Origin of the sequence: Neisseria sp. (assembly GCF_030523955.1) — a bacterium.
In the GTDB taxonomy this organism is placed as follows: Bacteria; Pseudomonadota; Gammaproteobacteria; order Burkholderiales; family Neisseriaceae; genus Neisseria.
Window position 1 is genome coordinate 19230 of the sequence record NZ_JAUNHL010000011.1, and the last position, 19035, is coordinate 38264.

24 protein-coding genes, 1 tRNA gene and 1 pseudogene are annotated in these 19035 nt (G+C 50.8%); 12 read left to right on the top strand and 14 right to left on the bottom strand.

Annotated elements, in window-relative coordinates:
• Positions 1–90: 90 nt before the first annotated feature.
• The 5 genes from mltB to rpsF form a co-directional block, all read right to left on the bottom strand.
• Entirely contained in the window at positions 91–1173 is a 1083-nt protein-coding gene (gene mltB, locus Q4C79_RS03560; RefSeq protein ID WP_303089661.1) for a lytic murein transglycosylase B, read from the bottom strand.
• A gap of 228 nt (positions 1174–1401) precedes the next feature.
• The gene (rplI, locus tag Q4C79_RS03565; protein WP_303089662.1) at positions 1402–1854 is read right to left on the bottom strand and encodes a 50S ribosomal protein L9; all 453 of its coding nucleotides are present in this window, start codon (positions 1852–1854) and stop codon (positions 1402–1404) included.
• Positions 1855–1872: 18 nt separating this feature from the next.
• Entirely contained in the window at positions 1873–2103 is a 231-nt protein-coding gene (gene rpsR, locus Q4C79_RS03570; RefSeq protein ID WP_274571536.1) for a 30S ribosomal protein S18, read from the bottom strand.
• Between the two features lie 5 nt (positions 2104–2108).
• Positions 2109–2405, bottom strand: a complete 297-nt coding sequence (gene priB, locus Q4C79_RS03575; RefSeq protein WP_303089663.1) for a primosomal replication protein N — start codon at positions 2403–2405, stop codon at positions 2109–2111.
• Positions 2406–2789: a 30S ribosomal protein S6 gene (gene rpsF / locus Q4C79_RS03580; protein WP_303089664.1), complete on the bottom strand. Its 384-nt coding sequence runs from the start codon at positions 2787–2789 to the stop codon at positions 2406–2408.
• A 318-nt stretch (positions 2790–3107) separates the two neighbouring features.
• Here rpsF and Q4C79_RS03585 point away from each other — a divergent pair, with 318 nt between their 5' ends.
• The 7 genes from Q4C79_RS03585 (at position 3108) to Q4C79_RS03615 (ending at position 8361) form a co-directional block, all read left to right on the top strand.
• A complete protein-coding gene (locus Q4C79_RS03585) occupies positions 3108–4571 on the top strand; it encodes a mechanosensitive ion channel family protein (protein WP_303089665.1) in 1464 nt (487 codons plus the stop codon).
• On the top strand, positions 4568–5017 hold the full coding sequence (gene nudB / locus Q4C79_RS03590) for a dihydroneopterin triphosphate diphosphatase (protein WP_303089666.1): 450 nt from the start codon (positions 4568–4570) through the stop codon (positions 5015–5017). The genes Q4C79_RS03585 and nudB overlap by 4 nt, the downstream gene beginning before the upstream one ends.
• 112 nt (positions 5018–5129) lie before the next feature.
• Entirely contained in the window at positions 5130–5909 is a 780-nt protein-coding gene (locus Q4C79_RS03595) for an endonuclease/exonuclease/phosphatase family protein (RefSeq protein WP_303089667.1), read from the top strand.
• 101 nt (positions 5910–6010) lie between these two features.
• The gene (locus Q4C79_RS03600; protein ID WP_303089668.1) at positions 6011–6331 is read left to right on the top strand and encodes a hypothetical protein; all 321 of its coding nucleotides are present in this window, start codon (positions 6011–6013) and stop codon (positions 6329–6331) included.
• Between the two features lie 67 nt (positions 6332–6398).
• On the top strand, positions 6399–6992 hold the full coding sequence (locus tag Q4C79_RS03605) for an aminodeoxychorismate/anthranilate synthase component II (RefSeq protein WP_303089669.1): 594 nt from the start codon (positions 6399–6401) through the stop codon (positions 6990–6992).
• A 20-nt stretch (positions 6993–7012) separates the two neighbouring features.
• Positions 7013–8047, top strand: coding sequence for an anthranilate phosphoribosyltransferase (trpD, locus tag Q4C79_RS03610; protein WP_303089670.1), 1035 nt, complete (start codon positions 7013–7015; stop codon positions 8045–8047).
• Positions 8048–8085: 38 nt separating this feature from the next.
• Entirely contained in the window at positions 8086–8361 is a 276-nt protein-coding gene (locus Q4C79_RS03615; RefSeq protein WP_303089671.1) for a helix-turn-helix domain-containing protein, read from the top strand.
• Between the two features lie 397 nt (positions 8362–8758).
• On the opposite strand, the gene nadE is transcribed toward Q4C79_RS03615, so the two are convergent.
• Positions 8759–9550: an NAD(+) synthase gene (nadE, locus tag Q4C79_RS03620; protein ID WP_303089672.1), complete on the bottom strand. Its 792-nt coding sequence runs from the start codon at positions 9548–9550 to the stop codon at positions 8759–8761.
• A gap of 136 nt (positions 9551–9686) precedes the next feature.
• Between nadE and Q4C79_RS03625 the strand changes: the two genes are divergently transcribed.
• Together Q4C79_RS03625 and Q4C79_RS03630 are read left to right on the top strand one after the other, a co-directional pair.
• Positions 9687–10631 carry an AEC family transporter gene (locus tag Q4C79_RS03625; protein WP_303089673.1) on the top strand — a complete coding sequence of 315 codons (945 nt, stop codon included), beginning with the start codon at positions 9687–9689 and terminating at the stop codon, positions 10629–10631.
• A gap of 25 nt (positions 10632–10656) precedes the next feature.
• Complete coding sequence (locus Q4C79_RS03630) at positions 10657–10890, top strand: cytochrome b6 (RefSeq protein WP_303089674.1); 234 nt, start codon at positions 10657–10659, stop codon at positions 10888–10890.
• On the opposite strand, the pseudogene Q4C79_RS03635 reads toward Q4C79_RS03630, so the two are convergent.
• Positions 10856–11029, bottom strand: a pseudogene (locus Q4C79_RS03635) (lipoprotein signal peptidase). The gene Q4C79_RS03630 and the pseudogene Q4C79_RS03635 overlap by 35 nt on opposite strands.
• Before the next feature lie 42 nt (positions 11030–11071).
• Between Q4C79_RS03635 and Q4C79_RS03640 the strand changes: the two are divergent.
• From Q4C79_RS03640 to Q4C79_RS03650, 3 genes are all read left to right on the top strand, one after another.
• The gene (locus Q4C79_RS03640) at positions 11072–11491 is read left to right on the top strand and encodes a DUF971 domain-containing protein (RefSeq protein ID WP_303089696.1); all 420 of its coding nucleotides are present in this window, start codon (positions 11072–11074) and stop codon (positions 11489–11491) included.
• A gap of 64 nt (positions 11492–11555) precedes the next feature.
• The gene (ubiE, locus tag Q4C79_RS03645) at positions 11556–12293 is read left to right on the top strand and encodes a bifunctional demethylmenaquinone methyltransferase/2-methoxy-6-polyprenyl-1,4-benzoquinol methylase UbiE (RefSeq protein WP_303089675.1); all 738 of its coding nucleotides are present in this window, start codon (positions 11556–11558) and stop codon (positions 12291–12293) included.
• 163 nt (positions 12294–12456) lie between these two features.
• Positions 12457–13290, top strand: coding sequence for a basic amino acid ABC transporter substrate-binding protein (locus Q4C79_RS03650; protein WP_303089676.1), 834 nt, complete (start codon positions 12457–12459; stop codon positions 13288–13290).
• A gap of 125 nt (positions 13291–13415) precedes the next feature.
• On the opposite strand, the gene ubiA is transcribed toward Q4C79_RS03650, so the two are convergent.
• From ubiA to Q4C79_RS03685, 7 genes are all read right to left on the bottom strand, one after another.
• Positions 13416–14348, bottom strand: a complete 933-nt coding sequence (gene ubiA, locus Q4C79_RS03655; RefSeq protein WP_303089677.1) for a 4-hydroxybenzoate octaprenyltransferase — start codon at positions 14346–14348, stop codon at positions 13416–13418.
• 366 nt (positions 14349–14714) lie between these two features.
• Positions 14715–15203, bottom strand: a complete 489-nt coding sequence (gene greB / locus Q4C79_RS03660) for a transcription elongation factor GreB (RefSeq protein WP_303089678.1) — start codon at positions 15201–15203, stop codon at positions 14715–14717.
• Positions 15204–15591: 388 nt separating this feature from the next.
• Positions 15592–15667 (bottom strand) — tRNA-Phe (locus tag Q4C79_RS03665).
• 290 nt (positions 15668–15957) lie between these two features.
• Positions 15958–16734 (bottom strand): acyl-ACP--UDP-N-acetylglucosamine O-acyltransferase, encoded by a 777-nt coding sequence (lpxA, locus tag Q4C79_RS03670; protein ID WP_303089679.1) that lies wholly within the window; start codon positions 16732–16734, stop codon positions 15958–15960.
• 83 nt (positions 16735–16817) lie between these two features.
• Positions 16818–17273 carry a 3-hydroxyacyl-ACP dehydratase FabZ gene (fabZ, locus tag Q4C79_RS03675; protein ID WP_303089680.1) on the bottom strand — a complete coding sequence of 152 codons (456 nt, stop codon included), beginning with the start codon at positions 17271–17273 and terminating at the stop codon, positions 16818–16820.
• Between the two features lie 24 nt (positions 17274–17297).
• On the bottom strand, positions 17298–18332 hold the full coding sequence (lpxD, locus tag Q4C79_RS03680) for a UDP-3-O-(3-hydroxymyristoyl)glucosamine N-acyltransferase (protein ID WP_303089697.1): 1035 nt from the start codon (positions 18330–18332) through the stop codon (positions 17298–17300).
• 179 nt (positions 18333–18511) lie between these two features.
• Positions 18512–19018 (bottom strand): OmpH family outer membrane protein, encoded by a 507-nt coding sequence (locus Q4C79_RS03685; RefSeq protein WP_303089681.1) that lies wholly within the window; start codon positions 19016–19018, stop codon positions 18512–18514.
• Between the last annotated feature and the right edge of the window lie 17 nt (positions 19019–19035).

A 19035-nucleotide genomic window follows, 5' to 3' on the forward strand; every position in this document is an offset into this window, starting at 1 on the left:
ATCTCCGATTTTCCAAAACAACGAACCGGCAAAATAAAACAGGCTTGCGCAATAAGCTGAAGCCTGTTTTTTTCATTATTTACCGATTATTTACCAGCGTCCGGTACCCACACCGTTGGCAATATCGCGCACGGCGGTTACATACATACGGCTGTGATTGTATTGCCAAATAGCATAAAAATTATTCAAACCGATAAAATATTCATACGTGCCCGGCATCGTTTCCAAACGATATAAAATCGCACGCTCATGATCAGCCACCGGCTCCAGCGGAGTAACGCCCATTTTGCGCAGCTGGCCAACAGAATATTTCAATGCCGTTTTTTCATCGATTACCGCCTGTAACTCGGGCGTAATGCTCAAAGATACCGGCACTACTACTTTTCCGCCGCTTTGCCAGCCGTGCGCTTTCATGTAATTGGCAACCGAAGCCGCCACATCAGGCACACTGCCCCAAATATCTCGATGGCCGTCGCCGTCAAAATCCACAGCCCACTTACGATAACTGGATGGCATAAACTGCGGCATACCCATCGCACCGGCGTAACTGCCGGTAAAGTCGAATATGTCTTCACGCTCCTCACGGCTCATCAACAATAAATCATTCAATTCTTTTTGGAAAAATTCGCTGCGACGCGGATATTCGAAAGCCAGCGTAGCCAACGCATCGGCCACACGGAAACTGCCGGTATTGCGGCCGTAATTGGTTTCAATACCGATGATGGCTACAATGATTTCGGCCGGTACGCCATACTGGCGCGCCACTTGGTCAATCACTTGGCGGTTTTGCTGGTAGAAACGCTGGCCGCCTGCAATCTTGGCCGCTCCGGCATTGCCTTCACGGAACTTATACCAAGGATTGGAAGTGCCCGGCTTATCCATGATGTTGATAATATTGCCTTTATAAGCCACATTATCGAAGAAGCTGCGTAATTCTTCTTTAGAGAAGCCGTTGTGCTTCACCTGATAATCGATAAAAGCCTGTACATTCGGATTGGCGTTAAAACCAGTAGTGGCTACGCTATCGGCGGCACTGCGGTTAAAGTGCGGCATACCGCCTTTAGCCACCGGTTCTACCGGCGTTCCTACAGTATCTTTCGGCTGTTGAGCATGCTCAACGGCACAAGCGGCCAATATCAAAGCCGCTGCAATAATCAGCATACGTGTTTTCATAATGTTTCCTCGGTGTTTGGTAAAGCGGTCTCACTACCGCGTTGGGCGCAAGTGTAACAAATATCTTTTACAAACGCAGTTTCTTTATCCCAACGGTTGTATGCCTGTCTGAAAAACCCGACTTTATTCTGCCGCATATTTTCAGACAGGCATACAACCGTTCTTTATTCAGATACAAAAACCGCCGCAATCAAAGCGGCGGTTTTTTAACGTATCCAAATAGCAGGATTACTCGGCAGCGGGTACCACCGCTACGGTAATATTGGCCACGGCATCGGTATGCAGTGCTACTTCCACTTCATACTCACCTACTGCTTTGAACGGACCGTCCGGCAGACGTACATTAGATTTGACGACTTCTACACCGGCAGCCACGATGGCGGCAGCGATGTCGGCATTGGTTACGGAACCGAACAGACGACCGTCCACACCGGCTTTTTGTGCCACGGTAACGGTTTGGCCGTCCAATTTTTCTTTGCGGGCCAGCGCATCGGCCAGAATTTCAGCCTGTTTGGCCTCCAATTCGGCACGGCGTGCTTCGAATTCGGCTTTATTCGCTTCGGTAGCACGCTTGGCTTTACCGGTCGGAATCAGAAAATTGCGGGCATAACCGTTTTTCACGGTAACGATGTCGCCCAGATTGCCCAAGCCACCGATTTTTTCTAACAGAATAATTTGCATGGTATGAATCTCCGTGAATTATTTATGTTGATCGGTGTAAGGCAGCAAAGCCAAGAAACGGGCGCGTTTTACGGCAACGGCCAATTGGCGTTGGTAATGCGCTTTGGTACCGGTAATGCGTGCCGGGATGATTTTGCCGTTTTCAGTGATGAAATCTTTCAGCAAATCTACTTGTTTGTAATCCACTTCTTGGATTTTTTCAGCCGTAAAACGGCAGAATTTTCTACGTTTGAATGATTGACGAGCCATGTCGTTTAACCTTTATATTCTTGAATGTTCTGAATACGCAGTATCGGGCGTGGGTAGCGCTGGCTTTTCGGTGCCAGAAAACCGCTTACCTCAACCAAGGTATTTTCCCGATGCTGCCATTGCGAAGCCTCCTTACCGATGATCCTCGCAGGCAATTCGAATCTGACCAAACAGCTCTCGCCGTTTTCCATCTGCCAAGATTCGTGCTTGAGCACCACATCCAACACCGGGATTCCGGCGGGGGTGTAGCGCAATATGCCGGTTTGCGCCAGCGTTGCGGTAAGGGAGAATTGATTGTTCAATTAGGCTTCGGCAGTTGTTTCTTCCGTAGCGGCGGCTTGCTGACCGGCGATCAGGCTTTTCGATTTCTCGTCTTTCATCATCGGAGAAGCTTCGGTAACCGCGTGCTTGGTTTGGATGGTCAGGTGACGCAATACGGCATCGTTGAAGCGGAAAGCGGTTTCCAATTCTTCGATAACGGCCGGCGTGGTTTCGATGTTCATCAGAACATAGTGTGCTTTATGGATTTTGTTGATCGGGTAAGCCAATTGGCGGCGGCCCCAATCTTCCAAGCGGTGGATGGTACCGTTGTTTTCGGTAACCAGTGTTTTGTAGCGTTCAACCATAGCAGGCACTTGCTCGCTTTGATCAGGGTGAACGATAAACACGATCTCGTAATGACGCATGTTATCTCCTTACGGTTTTAAAAACAGCCTTTCGCCATGCGGTTGCGAAAAGCAAGGTTGCAAAATGAAAACACACAATTTTACTTCCAACTCCCCGAAAAGGCAAATTTTTATCAAGCCTTGCCACTAAACTGCTTTTATTTTATCCGAAAAATTTTTTCCTCTGACTCTGGTGTCTGTAATAAAGTGAATGAATAAAGTGGCGGTTTTATTCGGATAGCTGGCTTGCGGTATAATGCGGGCTAAACTTAAACTGCCTATCAGCCCGATGCAGTATGTCATTTTCCACCTGCCAACGATGGACGAACCCATAAGATTATGTCTACTTCTTTAACCGAAACCACCGCCAAAGCCGCCGAAACCGCCGACCAAATCGGCGACACATTGATTCAACATACCGGCGAGGGCATCAAGCAATATCTGCAACATCTTTTCGCACGCAATGAATTTACTTCAAACCTGCTGGAACGCAGTATTACCCAACCAATCGGCTGGATCGAAATAGGCATTGCGGCAAGCATTATGCTGCTGACTTTCTGGTTATCGACACAATGGATCAAACGGCATCCCATCGACTATACGGCCCGCTTTTCTTCCCTGCGCCATATCGGCCAGCGGATCTTATGGCCGGCACTGATGTTGCTGGTTACACTGGTTTGCCTGATTGCTTGGACTCAACTGGGCTACCGTGCGGTATGGCTGCGCCTGATGGTGTTGGCGGCGCAATGGATGATTTTAATCCGGCTGGTGCTGGGCGTGATTCATTCGGCGCTACCGCGCAACAAAGCGGTGGATTGGTTGGAGCATTCGATGTCGGGCGTCCTGTGGGTTTGCTTCCTATTCTGGGTATCCGGCATCGACAGCATCATTATCAATTGGATGAAAGGGCTGCAATTTGCCGTCGGCTCTTCGTCTCTCAATCTTTACACCATCCTCACCGGTATTTTATGGGTCGGCATCATTATGGTACTGGCGATGTGGGTAGCCAAAATCGCACAAACCAAATTGATGGCCAACAACCATCTGGACATCAATTTACGGATTATGTTGTCCAACATCATCAAAACGGTATTGATTATTTTATCGGTGTTGATCGCGCTGCCCCTTGTCGGCATTAATCTGACGGTATTATCGGTATTCGGTGGCGCGTTGGGTGTCGGCATCGGTTTTGCCTTACAGAAAATCGCCAGCAACTATATTTCCGGCTTCATCATTCTCGGCGACCGCTCCATCCGCCCCGGCGACCGGTTGACGGTGAACAACTTTACCGGCTACGTTACCAAAATCACCTCGCGTTTCGTGGTATTGCGCAGTGCAGCGGGCGCCGAGGCTTTGGTACCGAACGAAACCTTCATCACTTCGATGGTGGTAAACGAATCCTATACCGGCAAAGCCTTGTCGCAAAGCTTGGACGTTCAAGTATCCTACAGCTCCGACATCGTGCGCGCACTGGAAATCATGCAATCGTGCGCGGCCGAACAAAAACGCGTAGAAGACTCGCCGGCCCCCAACGCCTTTCTGATCGGTTTTGCCGACAACGGTATCAATTTGCGGGTGACCTTCTGGGTAAGCGACCCGGAAAACGGCTTTCTCGGCCTGTTTTCCGCCATTTTGCTCGACATCTGGAAACGTTTTAACGAAGAAAACATCGAATTCCCCTTCCCGCAACGCGAAGTACGCATTCTCAACGAAGCGGCTGAACCGAGCGACGTAGCCATGCTGCGCGCCAGCATCAAAGCAAAAAGCAACACTCAATCCATCGATCCGGAGGGTGAAGAATGAATAGCGGCAACGACAAACCTTTAAAACAACCTGTTTCCGTACTGGTGATACTGCACGATGGCAACGGCCGGGTTTTGCTCTTGGAGCGCGCAGACAAAACCGATTTCTGGCAATCGGTTACCGGCAGCATTGAAGAAGGCGAAAGCCTGTCTGAAACCGCTTTGCGCGAAGTGCGGGAAGAAACCGGTATCGTGTTGCATCCGTCGCAACTGAACGACTGGCGGCACAGCACGGTATACGAAATTTATCCGCACTGGCGCCACCGCTACCCGCCGGGCGTTACCGAAAACACCGAACACACTTTCTCGGCACAAATCGCATCCGATACACCCGTTATATTGACCGAACACACCCGCTATTGCTGGCTGCCGGCAAACGAAGCGGCGCAAAAAGTATTTTCACCGTCGAACCGTGAAGCGATTCTGGCGCTGGCCGAACACCTTTAAATCTCCTAGGACGTATCGTCAAAAGGTTCACTTACTTGAATTTGTTTTCAGACAGGCCTATATTTAAATTAATCCGCCATGAAAAACAAATAATTAATAAAAGATACACACCATGCCGCAACGATTACTCTCCAACATCAAACCGATCACCATCGCCACCTACAACATGCACAAAGGCATGTCCGCGCTCAACCGTCAGGTTCAAGTCGGTCGGATGGCACAAGCATTAGATAGTTTGCGCCCCGACGTATTGTTTTTGCAGGAAGTGCAAGGTGAACACCTGAAACGCCAGCAAAAATTATTGGATTTTCCCAAAGCGCCGCATTACGACATTTTGGGCGACGAGCTCGATTATTACAGCAGCTACGGGCGCAACGCCGTTTTCAAAGAAAAACACCACGGCAACGCCATCCTCAGCCGCCTGCCCATCCATACCCGCCACAACCTCAACATTACCGTTAACAAACTGGAAAAGCGCGGCGTATTACATTGCGAAATCCAGCCGGAAGACTGGCCCTACCCGCTGATTTGCCTGTGCGCCCACCTGAATCTGCGCGAAACCGACCGCGCCAAACAATACACCGCCCTCTTCGAATACATTACCACCTACGTCGATCCGCGTAGCCCGCTGATACTGGCCGGCGACTTTAACGACTGGCGGCACAAATCCTGCGTCAGTCTCGGCCGTCTGCCCGGCATGAAGGAAGTGTTTATCGAGCGGCACGGCAAGCGGCCGAAAACCTTTCCCGCACGCATGCCGATGCTGAGTCTCGACCGCATCTACACCCGCAACCTCACCACGCTGGAGGCCACCCTGCACGACGAAGAGCCTTGGCTGTACCTCTCCGACCATCTGCCCTTAAGCGCCACCGTGGTACCCGTTTTACCTTAAACAGCTTAACACCCCATCCGCCCTTTTCAGACAGGCATAATAACGGTATATTGCCAGTCCGGCCCGAGCTTATTCGGATAACCGGTTTCGGAGCCCGCACCATGACGGATTATTTGAAAAAAATGCCCTTTACCATCGCATTCATCGACAAACGGGGCAACAGCTACGAAGACAGTAGTCGCGACCTAAACGCCTACATCAGCCGCCATCCGCCGATGATCAAACGCCTGCACCAACCCAAACTGGCCTACCAAATATTGCGCATGGCCGCCCACCATTGCGGCATGCAGGTAGTCCGCCGCCCCGCCGACAGCCGTCTCAACCGCGAGCTGGTATATGTAGTGCGCCGCAAACTGTTCAAAAGCGACGAAGCCCTTTGGCACTTTATCAACGATCCCGCCAATTTGAACTCCGTCAGATAAACCGAAATGCCTGTCTGAAAACCGATTTCAGACAGGCCTTGTCATAATACCCCGAAAGAGAAGCATCATGCTTTTGATGATAGACAACTACGATTCATTCACCTACAACATCGTGCAGTATTTCGCCGAACTTGGCCAAGAAGTCGTCGTACGCCGCAACGACGATTTCACGCTGGACAAAATCGCCGCCCTGGCCCCTGATTATCTGGTGATCGGCCCCGGCCCCTGTACGCCGAAAGAAGCCGGCATTTCCGTCGACGCCATCCGCCATTTCGCCGGCAAACTGCCGATTATGGGCATTTGCCTAGGCCACCAAGCAATAGGCGAAGCATTCGGCGGCCAAACCGTGCGCGCCCAAACCCTGATGCACGGCAAAGTCTCGCCCGTTCACCATCTGAGCCAAGGCATGTTCCGCCAATTACCCGATCCGGTTACCTGCACCCGCTACCACAGCCTCGTCATCAACCGCGACACACTGCCCGACTGCCTGGAAATCACTGCTTGGACCAACGATGGCGAAATCATGGGCGTGCGCCACAAAACACTGGCGATAGAAGGCGTGCAATTCCACCCCGAAGGCCTGCTCACCGAACACGGCCACGACATGCTCAACAATTTTCTACAAGAACATCAAAGCCAACCTGCCAGCCAAGCCCGTTAATACGGCCCCAAGGAAGTATTATGATTACCCCCCAACAAGCGATTGAGCGCCTGATTCACAACAACGAATTATTCCACGACGAAATGAGCGACCTGATGCGCCAGATTATGAGCGGCCAGGTCGCGCCCGAACAAATCGCCGCCATCCTCACCGGCTTGCGTATTAAAGTCGAAACCGTTTCCGAAATCAGCGCCGCCGCCGGCGTGATGCGTGAATTTGCCACGCCGGTTCCCGTAGCCGACTCATCCCATTTGGTCGACATCGTCGGTACCGGCGGCGATGGTGCCAAAACCTTCAATATCTCCACCACCGCCATGTTTGTCGCCGCCGCCGCAGGTGCCAAAGTCGCCAAACACGGCGGCCGTTCGGTTTCCTCCTCCAGCGGCGCCGCCGACGTGATGGAAGAAATGGGCATTCCCAACACCCTGAATGCCGAACAAGTCGGCCAAAGCATCAACGACACCGGCATCGGCTTTATGTTCGCCGCCAACCACCACAGCGCCATGCGTTACGTCGCACCCGTACGCCGCCTGCTCGGATTCCGCAGCATTTTCAACATACTCGGCCCGCTCACCAATCCCGCCGACGCACCCAACCAGCTGCTCGGCGTATTCCACCGCGATTTGTGCGGCATCCTCTCCCGCGTCTTGCAGCAACTGGGCTCCAACCATGTTTTGGTGGTACACGGCAGCGACGGCTTGGACGAAATCACCCTCACCGGCGAGAGCCACATCGCCGAATTGAAAGGCGGCCGTATTCTTGAATACGATATCTCGCCCGAACAGTTCGGCCTGCCGGTTTACAATGACTTGAACGACATCAAAGTCGACAACGCCGGCCAGTCGCTCTCGATGATGAACAACGTATTATCCGGCGAGTTGAAAGGGGCCGCACGCGACATCGTCCTCATCAACGCCGCCGCCGCCATTTACGCCGGCGATATCGCAGGTTCGTTGGAAGAAGGCTTTGCCAAAGCCCTTCAAGCGCTTGATTCGGGTGCAGCACAAGCCAAACAGCAGCAATTTATTGCCTGCAACCGCCGCTTTGCCGGCTGATATTCCAGCCTCTTACGCCTCGTTTTAAAGGAAAAACCATGTCCAACAAGCTGCAAGCCCCCGCTGAATTGCCTGATGCCGGCGATTTACGCGCCATTGTCGCCTATAACATCCGCTTGTTCCGCGTTAACAAAGGCTGGTCGCAGGAAGAACTCGCCCGTCAATGCGGGTTGGACCGCACCTATGTTTCCGCCATTGAGCGCAAACGTTGGAATATCGCTTTATCCAATATCGAAAAAGTTGCCGCCGCGCTCGGCGTTCCGGCCTATCAACTGCTACTGCCGCCGGACGAGCGTTTGAAACAATTGGTGTAACAGGCATCTTGGCGCCCCACAACCATTCATTTAAAAATCGTTCAGACAGGCAGAGACCTTTGCAAAATTCTTTTCGATAGCTGAAAACACTTGCGTCATGCTCGGGCTTGACCCGAGCATCTTTTTGTTTTGAAAGAAAAAGAAGATACTCGGGTCAAGCCCGAGTATGACGAGATATCAATAAATTCAGGGTTAAAAAGTTTTTTTGCAAAGGTCTCAGGCATTGAGAATGCCTGTCTGAACGATTTTTCTTCTTGGAATAATTAAATATTCATTCCTTAACAATAGAAATAGACTCGTCATACCCGGGCTTGATCCAAGTATCTCTGTTTGCCAAAGCTCAAGATACTCAGACCAAGCCGTATTTCGGTTCGCAGAAGCTTCTTTTTCAAAAACCTCACGCCAACCATTCAGGCGGAATCTTGCATACCGGAATCGGCTGTATTTTATGCTGCATGGCGCGGTTAAGCCGCAGATAAATTTCCAACACCTCACGCTCGCGGCCTTCGAAATCAGCCGGCGTGTGACTATCTGCCACGCTCATCGCCCATTCCAACTCGGGATAGCTGGCACCCATCTGCTGCTCGTCGGTACGGTCGCTGTCCCACAAACCGTCGGTCGGCACGGCTTCTTGGATAGACTGTATAACCGCCAATTCTTTCGCCAAAGTATAAACCTGGCTTTTCAGTAAATCGGCAATCGGGCTGATGTCGACCCCGCCGTCACCGTATTTAGTAAAGAAGCCCACGCCGAAGTCTTCCACCTTATTACCGGTGCCCGCTACCAGCAAGCCGTTGGTTTGCCCGTAGTAATACAAAGTCAGCATACGCAGGCGCGAGCGGCTGTTGGCCAGTGCCAGCCGTCGTACGTCTTCTTCGCTGCCGCTGCTGGCAACCGTTTGCTCGAATTGTTCGAAAGTCGGCGTTAAATCCACGCTCATACCGCGCACGTTGGTAAAACGGCTTTGCAAATCGGCGATATGCGCCTGCGCACGGTTCACCTGATCCGCTTTTTGTCGAATCGGCATTTCCAGCAGCAAAACGTCCAAGCCGGTTTTGGCCGCCAACACCGATACCACCGCCGAATCAATACCGCCGGAGACGCCCACCACAAAGCCTTTCACGCGGGCACGCTCGGCGTATTCCTTCATCCAATTTACAATATAATCGATAACCGCTTGAGTTTGCATGGTTCGTCCTTTAAAGTTGAATCGTAAAGATCTTAAATAGAAAATCAGCACCCAATATAACGCGCAAATGCCTGTCTGAAAATGTTTCTGTTAAAATTTGCCACAAAAATGCTTCTATAAAAAAAAGGAACCCGCGATGTGGCTGGACGTTTTGAATATTACCGCCCCGCTGTTTATTCTAATCGGGCTGGGCTATCTGTCGGTACGCATCGGTCTGTTCCGATACCCGGAATTGCAGGGTACGGCCAAATTCGTAATGCGCATCGGCCTGCCGGCGCTGATTTTCCATTCGATTGCCGGGCAACCGTTGGATAAGGTATTTAACCCGGCTTATGTGGCCGGTTACGGCGGCGGCGCACTGGCGGCGTTTGCCGCGGGTTGGTTGCTGTCGCGTTACAAAAACCGCCAAGCCGGCAGCGAAGCCGCGGTGAACGCCTTGGGCGTATCGCTCTCCAACACCGGTTTTATCGGCTATCCGCTGCTGGCAATGACCATAGGCACCGGCGAAGCCGGCCAATATCTGGTGATGAACATCCTGATTGAAAACGTATTGATTTTGCCGCTGTTTTTCATCATTGCCGATGCCGCGCAACAAAACGGCAAAGGCTGGCGCGAAAACATGCTCGGCATACTCAAAAACCTATCGAAAAACCCGATTATCATTGCCATCAGCATCAGCATTCTGATTGCCGTATTAAAAATACCGATTCCCGCCGCTATCGATAAAACCGCCACCATGCTTTCTACCGCCGCCGCACCGGTGGCCTTGTTTGTCATCGGCGGCGGCTTGGCCGGCCTGAAATTACAAGGCAAACTGCCGGATTTAATCGGTATTGCAGTGGGCAAAACCCTATTGTTTCCCACGCTGGCCGCACTCGGTTTGTGGCTTGCCGGTGCGTCTGATCGCATGATTTTCGCCGGCACCCTGCTCGCCTGCGTACCGATGGCCAGTATGTTTCCGCTACTGGCCATGCAATACGGCCATGAACAACGCGGCGCGGCCGCCATGCTGGTCACCACCTGTTTTTCCTTTTTCAGCATTTCGCTGGTTTTACTGGTGGGTAAAGCCTGCGGCTTTTAAATCAGAAACCGTATAAAATAGCCTGATGAAGAAAACCGAACCCCACCCTGCCATCCGCTCAAATACCCGCTATGCCTTTGTTTCCATCGCGCTGATGCTGTTAGTGTTTATGATTCTGGTTGCGCTGATGACCGTTCCGCTGGGCATTCCGTTGCCGACGCTCACCACCATCGTGCGCGTGTTGCTGTATGTATTGGGCGGTCTGATTGCCCTCGGCGCATTTTTCAGCCTGCGCGTTTCTTGGTTGCGGAAAAAATAAGCAGAGACCTTTGCAAAACCCCCAGATGTGGATGCAGTTCAAGGCGTAGCAGCGCAGCGAGCGCAGACATAACATAGAGTTAGGCAAGCGAGCGAGCAGCACACAACGCAGAAATGCGCCGCAGATGGGGGGTTTGCAAAGGTCTCAAGCAATATTTCCTTTTAACTTGGCAAAGAATATGATGAACCACCCTCTACCCGACGAAATCCGTTTAAACGAAAACAAAAGCGAACTGAAGCTCGTATACGGCAGCGGCACCAAAAACCTGGCGGCCGAATTTCTGCGCGTCTATTCCCCGAGTGCCGAAGTACGCGGCCATGCACCCGGCCAAGAAGTGTTGCAAACCGGCAAACAGAATGTCACCATCACCGGCTTGGAACCCATCGGCCATTATGCGCTGAAAATCAGCTTTTCAGACGGGCATGACAGCGGCCTTTACGATTGGGACTATCTGTATCAATTGGCCCATGAATACGATACAATGTGGAGCGATTACCTGCGCCGCCTGGCCGCCGCCGGCGCCTCGCGCCTCCCCGCAACCGAATCCGAAACCACCGGTAAACATACCTGCACATCATCCGGTGGTTGCAGCAAACATTAAATATCGACCCAAACGGCGCCGTGGCTGCACGCCGTTTCCCCGATTCAAACAGAAAGTCAGCATCATGAGCGACAACAAAACCCATTTCGGCTACCAAACCGTTGATGAAAATGAAAAAGCCGGCAAAGTGGCCGGTGTCTTCCATTCCGTAGCCCAAAACTACGACATCATGAACGATGTGATGTCCGGCGGTCTGCACCGCGTGTGGAAACACTTCACCATCAATACCGCCCCCTTGAAAAAAGGCGATAAAGTGCTGGACATCGCTGGCGGCACCGGCGATTTGTCGCGCGGCTGGGCCAAACGGGTGGGCAAACAAGGCGAAGTTTGGCTTACCGACATCAATTCCTCCATGCTCACCGTCGGCCGTGACCGCCTGCTCAACGAAGGACTGATTCTGCCGGTATCGCTGGCCGACGCCGAAAAACTGCCCTTCCCGGATAATTATTTCAATCTGGTTTCCGTGTCTTTCGGCCTGCGCAACATGACCCACAAAGAAATCGCGCTTAAAGAAATGTACCGTGTATTGAAACCCGGCGGCACCCTATTGGTATTGGAATTCTCCAAAGTCTACAAACCGCTCTCGCCGGTATACGACCTCTATTCCTTCAAACTCCTGCCACTGATGGGCAAATTTATCGCCAAAGATGCCGAAAGCTACCAATATCTGGCCGAGTCGATCCGCATGCATCCTGATCAGGAAACCCTCAAGCAAATGATGCTCGACGCCGGTTTCGACGCCGTCGATTACCACAACATGAGCGGCGGCATCGTCGCCCTGCACAAAGGGGTGAAGTTCTAAACCGTTCCGCCTATCAAAATGCCTGTCTGAAAGCCACTTATGCTTTTCAGACAGGCATTTATTGCAAGCGGCGTATTGTCATCCGCCTTGGCATCCGTTATGATTTTGCCCATTTACTTTTTATTTCCAACCTCAACTATCCCTCTACTTTTAAAGGAAAATCATGCTGCATAAAACCGCCCTGCTGGCCGCCCTCACCTCCGTCCTATTACTGGGCGCTTGTTCCAAAGGCGAACAGCAAAGCGCCGCCCCGGCCAGCGCTGCCGCCGAAAAAACCTATATCGTGGCTACCGACGCTTCATACGCGCCGTTCGAATATATGGAAGGCGACCAAGTCGTCGGCTTCTCGCACGATATCCTGAAAGCCGCCGGCGAAAAAGAAGGCATCAAGTTTAACTTCGTCAACACACCGTTCGAAGGCATTTTCGCCAACGTTGAAAAAGGCGACAGCGATGTTGCTCTCGCCAGCATCACCATCACCGACGAGCGCAAACAAAAAGTCGATTTCAGCGATCCTTATTTCCAAGCGACTCAAATGATCGTTACCGCCGAAAAAGGCAGCGATGTCAAATCGTTCAAAGATCTGAAATCACGCAGCGTTTCGGTACAAAACGGCACCACCGCCGATTTGATTTTGCAGGATTTGCAAGGCAAAGACAGCGCCAACATCAAACGCTTCGAAACCATGCCCTTGGCGTTTAAAGAGCTCCTCAGCGGCGGCGTGGATGCCACAGTGGGCGATAACGGCGTCGTACAAAACTTCGTTGCCAACAATCCGGGCGTAAAACTGAATACCATCGTCGATCCGCAATTCCCGAAAGAAGAATACGGCTTCGCGTTGCGCAAAAACCGCGATGATGATTTGCGTGAAAAAATCAATAAAGGCCTAGCTGCCATCAAAGCCGACGGTACTTATGCCAAAATCGAAGCCAAATGGTTCAAAAAAGACCAAGCAGCAGCAGCTTCAGCACCGGCAGCTTCCGCCGCCAGCAAATAACACGGCTTACCATCCGATTAAAAATGCCTGTCTGAAAATATTCAGACAGGCATTTTTAATCGGATAAGCTCAATACTGTTTAGTCAGGCTGACGTTGACTTCTTAAACCATCAACCGCAACAAAATCAATGCAACGGCGCACCCCAGCCATACCCCAACCAGCGCAGATAATAATCACACACCAACGCACCGAACCAAAGCAGGCCGATGTAGTTATTATCCAAAAAAGCATGGAAACAAGCCACACGGTCGCGGGTTTTAATCACCTGATACTGCTTCCATTGCAAATACATCACCGCCGGAAAAGCCAGCCAATACAGCACACCCGCTTTGATACTGAAGCCCACCACCGCCATCAAAACATTAAACCAAAAATGGCACAGCATCACCGCCGCAATATCATGGTTGCCAAACGTAATCGCCGAAGTCTTGATGCCTATTTTCAAATCATCTTCTTTATCCGCCATCGCATAAATGGTGTCGTAAGCCAGCGTCCACAACACATTGGCGGCAAACAACAGCCATGCGATGGAAGGCACTTCTTCCGTCTGCGCTGCGAATGCCATCGGAATGCCGAAAGAAAAGGCCAAGCCCAGATACAGTTGCGGCAACGGAAAAAAGCGTTTGGTAAACGGATAGCTCAAAGCCAAAAACAGCGCCGGCAAACTCATCAGCCAAGTCAACCGGTTGAGCGGCAACAGGCAAAGCGCCGAGAGCATACACAAAATCAACATCAGCAGAATCGCTTCGGTTTTGCTTACCTGCCCGCGTGCAAACGGCCGGTTTTTAGTACGCTCAACCGCACCATCGAAGTTACGGTCGGCAAAATCATTGGCCACACAACCGGCACTGCGCATCAAGAAGGTACCAATCACAAAAGCCAGCAGAATATCCCACGACGGCGGACCTTCGGCAGCAATCCACAACGCCCATAGCGTCGGCCACAACAGCAGCAGTACCCCAATGGGTTTTTCCACCCGCATCAAGCGGCCATATACCAGCAGCCGCTCTACCGCATGGCGCGATAACACCTTTAACAATAGTCTTTTAATGTTCATTTTAGGTATTCGTTTTCCGTTCCGCTCCAGGTATTTTTATCAAACCTGTAATCAGAAAAATTTATTGTTATTAATCACTTATTATCCATGCCGCTTTCAAGCCGCAAAACTGTGGCGATTATATAATAAACCGACCTTACTGACACGATGCTGTTGTACTGAAAAATTAAACTAATTGATTTTCTTTACCCTTTATCAAACTTTTCAGACAGGCATCTGCTATAGCGGATTTAATTACTTCGATACCAGGCAGCAAACCGCAGACAGTACAAGTAATACGAAAAGGCGCAGCAACGCCGTAGCGAAAGTTAAGTTAAGTTAATCCGCTATATTTCGGCAACCATAAGCGTTGCACCAAGCTAACAATTAAACGATACGCACATATTCTACGGCCAGAATCTCTATTTCCTCCGCTCCTTCCGGGCCATGCAACACTACCTCGTCGCCCTCGCGTGCCTTAATCAAGGTTCGTGCCAACGGCGAAATCCAGGAAACTTTATTTGCCGCCGTATCGATCTCATCGACACCAACAATACGTACCGTCTGCTCATCGCCGTTGCCGCGCAATAGGGTAACTGTAGCGCCAAAAAAAATTTGATCGGTATGCTCGCGTACTTCAGGATCCACAACCTGCGCACTTTCCAGCCGTTTGGTCAAAAAGCGGATACGCCGGTCGATTTCCCGCATCCTCCGTTTGCCATAAAGGTAATCACCGTTCTCGCTACGGTCGCCGTTACTGGCCGCCCAGTTCACTACCTGCACGATTTCCGGCCGCTCTTTATGCACCAAATGGTAAAGCTCGTCTTTCAATGCCTGCCAGCCCGCAGGCGTTATGTAATTGGGCACATCGCTCATGTAACAACATACTCCTGTCTGAAAAATACCGAAACTTCGTAATTATCAATCGAACCGGCATTGTACCGTAAGCAGTATCGGCATAAAAGTTAATGAATAATAATAAATTTATTTTTTTCAGAATCTTATATAAAAGAAAAATCAGCCCGCAACCAACAATGAAATCCGGAAATGATGATATCGCGGATTAACTCAACTTTCGCGGAAGCTATGTTGCGCCAAAGATCAAAGAGAACGACTTGGCAAGCCGCTGAAGCGGCAACAGAATCGGTTCCGTACGTGTGTACTGTCTACGGCTTACTGTCTGGTATCGAAGTAATTAAATCCACTATAGAAAAAAGAAACCGGCCGAACGGCAGGCAAAAAAAATAACCGCAAATGCGGTTTTTGGTGGCCAGAGGCGGGATCGAACCGCCGACACACGGATTTTCAATCCGTTGCTCTACCAACTGAGCTATCTGGCCTGTGCTTCAAGAAGGTCGTATTAAACCAGAATCCGCTTGCCTGTGCAAGCTGTTTTCAGATATTTTTCCGGAAAATTCATTAAAATATTATTTTCAATGAAATATTTTTCTAACCCAATCATAAAATACCATACCATTATTGGTATAGCGAGGCGACACGGACCCAAAGAAAACGACAAATATATAGCGGTTTAAATTTAAAAAACAATAAAGCCTTGCCTCGTTGCTATCCGCATTATCTTCAGATCAAGCAAGGCAACGCCATATCGTTTTTATTTGCGTCTCTACACTCAACGAATGATTCCGCGGCTGGAATGCTCAAAAAAGTCTTTAAACACTGCTAATTCGGGCGCCGCCTCACTTGCTTCCAATACTTTTTCCTTCGCTTCGTCTAAAGTCAGCCCTTGGCGGTAAATCAATTTGTATATTTCTTTTACGCGTGCGATTTGCTCCGGCGAAAAACCATTGCGGCGCATGCCCTCGGCATTCAAACCGGCAGGTTCGGCGCGGTAGCCTGAAGCCATTACATACGGCGGCACATCTTTGTGCACGCCGGCTGCAAACGCCGTCATCGCATAATCGCCAATCTGGCAGAACTGGAACACCAAGGTATAACCACCCAGTACCACATAATCTCCGATGGTCACATGGCCGGCCAACGAAGCATTATTGGCGAAAATAGTGTGGTTCCCGACTACGCAGTCATGCGCCAGATGCACATATGCCATTATCCAATTGTCGTCACCCACCCGGGTCTCGCCGATACCGGTAACCGTACCTAAATTGAACGTAACGAACTCGCGTATGGTGTTACCGTTACCGATAATCAGCTTAGTCGGCTCACCGCTGTATTTTTTGTCCTGCGGTATCGCGCCCAATGAAGCAAACTGGAAAATCTTATTGTCTTCGCCTATGGTGGTATGCCCGTCTATCACCACATGCGGCCCGATTTCGGTACGTGCGCCGATGTGTACATTGGGGCCGATAACGGTATACGGGCCAACGCTGACGCTGCTGTCCAATTCGGCTTTCGGATCGATGATGGCGGTCGGATGGATAAGGCTCATAGCAAATCTTTCATGCGATTGCCTGTCTGAAAATGATCCAGACACGAACGTTCAGACAGGCATATGGATAAGGCGGCGGTTTCTTAAGAAACCATACGCTGGGCGCACATAATCACGGCTTCAACAGCCAACTGACCGTCTACGGAAGCTGTGGCACGGAATTTGCCGATGCCGCGTTTGTGAGCCAGCAACTCCACCTGGAAAATCAATTGGTCGCCCGGTACCACTTGGCGTTTGAAGCGAACTTCGTCCAAACCGGCAAACAAGGTGATTTCGCCTTCTTTGCGTTTACCGCCTTGCGTACAAACCGCCAATACGCCGCAGGCTTGCGCCATCGCTTCAATCACCAATACACCCGGCATCACCGGCGATTCGGGGAAATGACCTTGGAAAAACGGTTCGTTGTAGCTGACGTTTTTCAACGCGGTGAGGCTTTTGCCCGGTTGTACATCTGTTACGCGGTCCAACAATAGAAACGGGAAGCGGTGTGGCAGATAATCTTTGATTTCTTGGGCTTCGATGGGTAATTTGATTTCCATAAATTCAATCTATCCAGGTAAATTTTATTGATTTTTCAGTTGGGCAACAGCTTGTTCCAGCTGCTTGATTTGTTTGGACATCTCGCTCAGATGCCGCACATGGACGGCGTTACGCGCCCATTCTTTATGGGTTTGCATCGGATACGGGCCGGCAATGTGCTGGCCGCTTTCTTTGATGCTGTGGGTGATGCTGCTGCCGCCGCCGATGGTGGTTTTATCGGCGATTTCGATGTGGCCTACCGTACCGACGCCTCCGCCGATAACGCAGTAGCTGCCGACGGTTACGCTGCCGGAAATGCCGGTTTTGGCGGCAATCACGGTGTGCGAACCGATTTTGCAGTTGTGACCGATTTGCACCTGGTTGTCGATTTTGGTACCGTTGCCCACCACGGTGTCGCTCATCGCGCCGCGGTCGATATTGCTGTTGGAGCCGATTTCCACATCGTCGCCCAGCGTAACGCCGCCGGTTTGCGGAATCTTAAACCACGAATCGCCGGCAAAAGCCAAGCCGAAGCCGTCTGCCCCAATAACCGCGCCGGAATGGATTTCCACGCGGTGTCCCAGTGTGCAGCCGTGGTAAATCACGGCATTGGGGTGGATAACGACTTCGTCGCCCAAGGTGCAGTCGTGTTCAACCACCGCACCGGCCAGAATGCGGCAACCCCGACCCAGCACGGTGCCGGTGCCGATATAGGCATGTGCGCCAATTTCGCAACTTTCCGGCACCACCGCATCATGTTCAATCACTGCGGTAGGATGACGCTTACCCGACGAAGCCGTTACCGGAGAAAACAAGCGCGCCACTTTGGCAAAATAAAGATACGGGTCATCCGCAACAATCAAATTGCGGCCCGGGAACTCTTCCGCTGTTTTTTCATTAACAATTACTGCCCCGGCTTGGCTGCTCGTTACTTCGGCACGGTATTTGGGATTAGCTAAAAAACTCATGTGCGAAGCTGAAGCGCTATCCAGCGGACGCACACCGCTAATCTCGATATCTTTACCGATAAAGCGGCCGCCCAATAAAGCGGTGATAGCAGACAAAGTATAAGAAGTCATCATATATACTGTGCTTTGAAATAAAATGAAAATATAAGGGCATTACAGGCAACTGCAAGCCGATAGGATATTTGAACCATTGTGAAAATCAATCGAATACGGCTTCATATAGGCTAAGGTAGGGAAACGTACCGCCAGCCGGAAGCCGCATTCGCATTCATAAATGCCTGTCTGAAAAATTATTTATTCAAAGCTTTAATGACTTCGTTGGTGATGTCAAACTTACTATTTACATACACCGCATCTTGAATAATCAGATCATAGCCTTCGCGCTTGGCCAAGCCCACGATGACCTTGTTGGCATTTTGTTGCAAGGCTGCGAACTCTTCATTGCGGCGCAAATTAAAGTCTTCCGCCAATTGAGCCTGTTCCGTTCTGAACTGCCGCCCCAACACTTCCAACTTCTGCAAAACTTCCTGACGCTGAACATCAGTTATGTCTTTGTTTGCTAATTGTTTCTCTAGCCCTTCTCCCTCGCGGTGCAGATTTTGCAGCTTGGTTTGCCTTCCGGCAAACTCTTTCTGCAAAGTCTTCTCAATATTCTGCGCCTGCTTAGATTCCCGGTACACTCGTTCCGTATCGATAAAACCGAGTTTCTGTACGCCTTCTGCCCATGCTGCCTGACTCAAGCCTAAAGCAGCCACAACCGCCAAAGCGGTTCGCATCAAAGAATGATTGGTTTTCATAAACAGTTTCCTACAAA

What these genes read in the sequence shown, in the direction of transcription:
- rpsF (WP_303089664.1), bottom strand. Translation starts at nt 2,789, where the DNA reads ATGCGTCATTACGAGATCGTGTTTATCGTTCACCCTGATCAAAGCGAG.
- Q4C79_RS03625 (WP_303089673.1), top strand. Translation starts at nt 9,687, where the DNA reads ATGTGGCTGGACGTTTTGAATATTACCGCCCCGCTGTTTATTCTAATC.
- Q4C79_RS03640 (WP_303089696.1), top strand. Translation starts at nt 11,072, where the DNA reads ATGAACCACCCTCTACCCGACGAAATCCGTTTAAACGAAAACAAAAGC.
- ubiE (WP_303089675.1), top strand. Translation starts at nt 11,556, where the DNA reads ATGAGCGACAACAAAACCCATTTCGGCTACCAAACCGTTGATGAAAAT.
- lpxD (WP_303089697.1), bottom strand. Translation starts at nt 18,332, where the DNA reads ATGACTTCTTATACTTTGTCTGCTATCACCGCTTTATTGGGCGGCCGC.
- nadE (WP_303089672.1), bottom strand. Translation starts at nt 9,550, where the DNA reads ATGCAAACTCAAGCGGTTATCGATTATATTGTAAATTGGATGAAGGAA.
- lpxA (WP_303089679.1), bottom strand. Translation starts at nt 16,734, where the DNA reads ATGAGCCTTATCCATCCGACCGCCATCATCGATCCGAAAGCCGAATTG.
- trpD (WP_303089670.1), top strand. Translation starts at nt 7,013, where the DNA reads ATGATTACCCCCCAACAAGCGATTGAGCGCCTGATTCACAACAACGAA.
- fabZ (WP_303089680.1), bottom strand. Translation starts at nt 17,273, where the DNA reads ATGGAAATCAAATTACCCATCGAAGCCCAAGAAATCAAAGATTATCTG.
- greB (WP_303089678.1), bottom strand. Translation starts at nt 15,203, where the DNA reads ATGAGCGATGTGCCCAATTACATAACGCCTGCGGGCTGGCAGGCATTG.
- Q4C79_RS03615 (WP_303089671.1), top strand. Translation starts at nt 8,086, where the DNA reads ATGTCCAACAAGCTGCAAGCCCCCGCTGAATTGCCTGATGCCGGCGAT.
- Q4C79_RS03600 (WP_303089668.1), top strand. Translation starts at nt 6,011, where the DNA reads ATGACGGATTATTTGAAAAAAATGCCCTTTACCATCGCATTCATCGAC.
- nudB (WP_303089666.1), top strand. Translation starts at nt 4,568, where the DNA reads ATGAATAGCGGCAACGACAAACCTTTAAAACAACCTGTTTCCGTACTG.
- mltB (WP_303089661.1), bottom strand. Translation starts at nt 1,173, where the DNA reads ATGAAAACACGTATGCTGATTATTGCAGCGGCTTTGATATTGGCCGCT.
- Q4C79_RS03650 (WP_303089676.1), top strand. Translation starts at nt 12,457, where the DNA reads ATGCTGCATAAAACCGCCCTGCTGGCCGCCCTCACCTCCGTCCTATTA.
- Q4C79_RS03595 (WP_303089667.1), top strand. Translation starts at nt 5,130, where the DNA reads ATGCCGCAACGATTACTCTCCAACATCAAACCGATCACCATCGCCACC.
- Q4C79_RS03605 (WP_303089669.1), top strand. Translation starts at nt 6,399, where the DNA reads ATGCTTTTGATGATAGACAACTACGATTCATTCACCTACAACATCGTG.
- ubiA (WP_303089677.1), bottom strand. Translation starts at nt 14,348, where the DNA reads ATGAACATTAAAAGACTATTGTTAAAGGTGTTATCGCGCCATGCGGTA.
- Q4C79_RS03685 (WP_303089681.1), bottom strand. Translation starts at nt 19,018, where the DNA reads ATGAAAACCAATCATTCTTTGATGCGAACCGCTTTGGCGGTTGTGGCT.
- rpsR (WP_274571536.1), bottom strand. Translation starts at nt 2,103, where the DNA reads ATGGCTCGTCAATCATTCAAACGTAGAAAATTCTGCCGTTTTACGGCT.
- Q4C79_RS03585 (WP_303089665.1), top strand. Translation starts at nt 3,108, where the DNA reads ATGTCTACTTCTTTAACCGAAACCACCGCCAAAGCCGCCGAAACCGCC.
- rplI (WP_303089662.1), bottom strand. Translation starts at nt 1,854, where the DNA reads ATGCAAATTATTCTGTTAGAAAAAATCGGTGGCTTGGGCAATCTGGGC.
- Q4C79_RS03630 (WP_303089674.1), top strand. Translation starts at nt 10,657, where the DNA reads ATGAAGAAAACCGAACCCCACCCTGCCATCCGCTCAAATACCCGCTAT.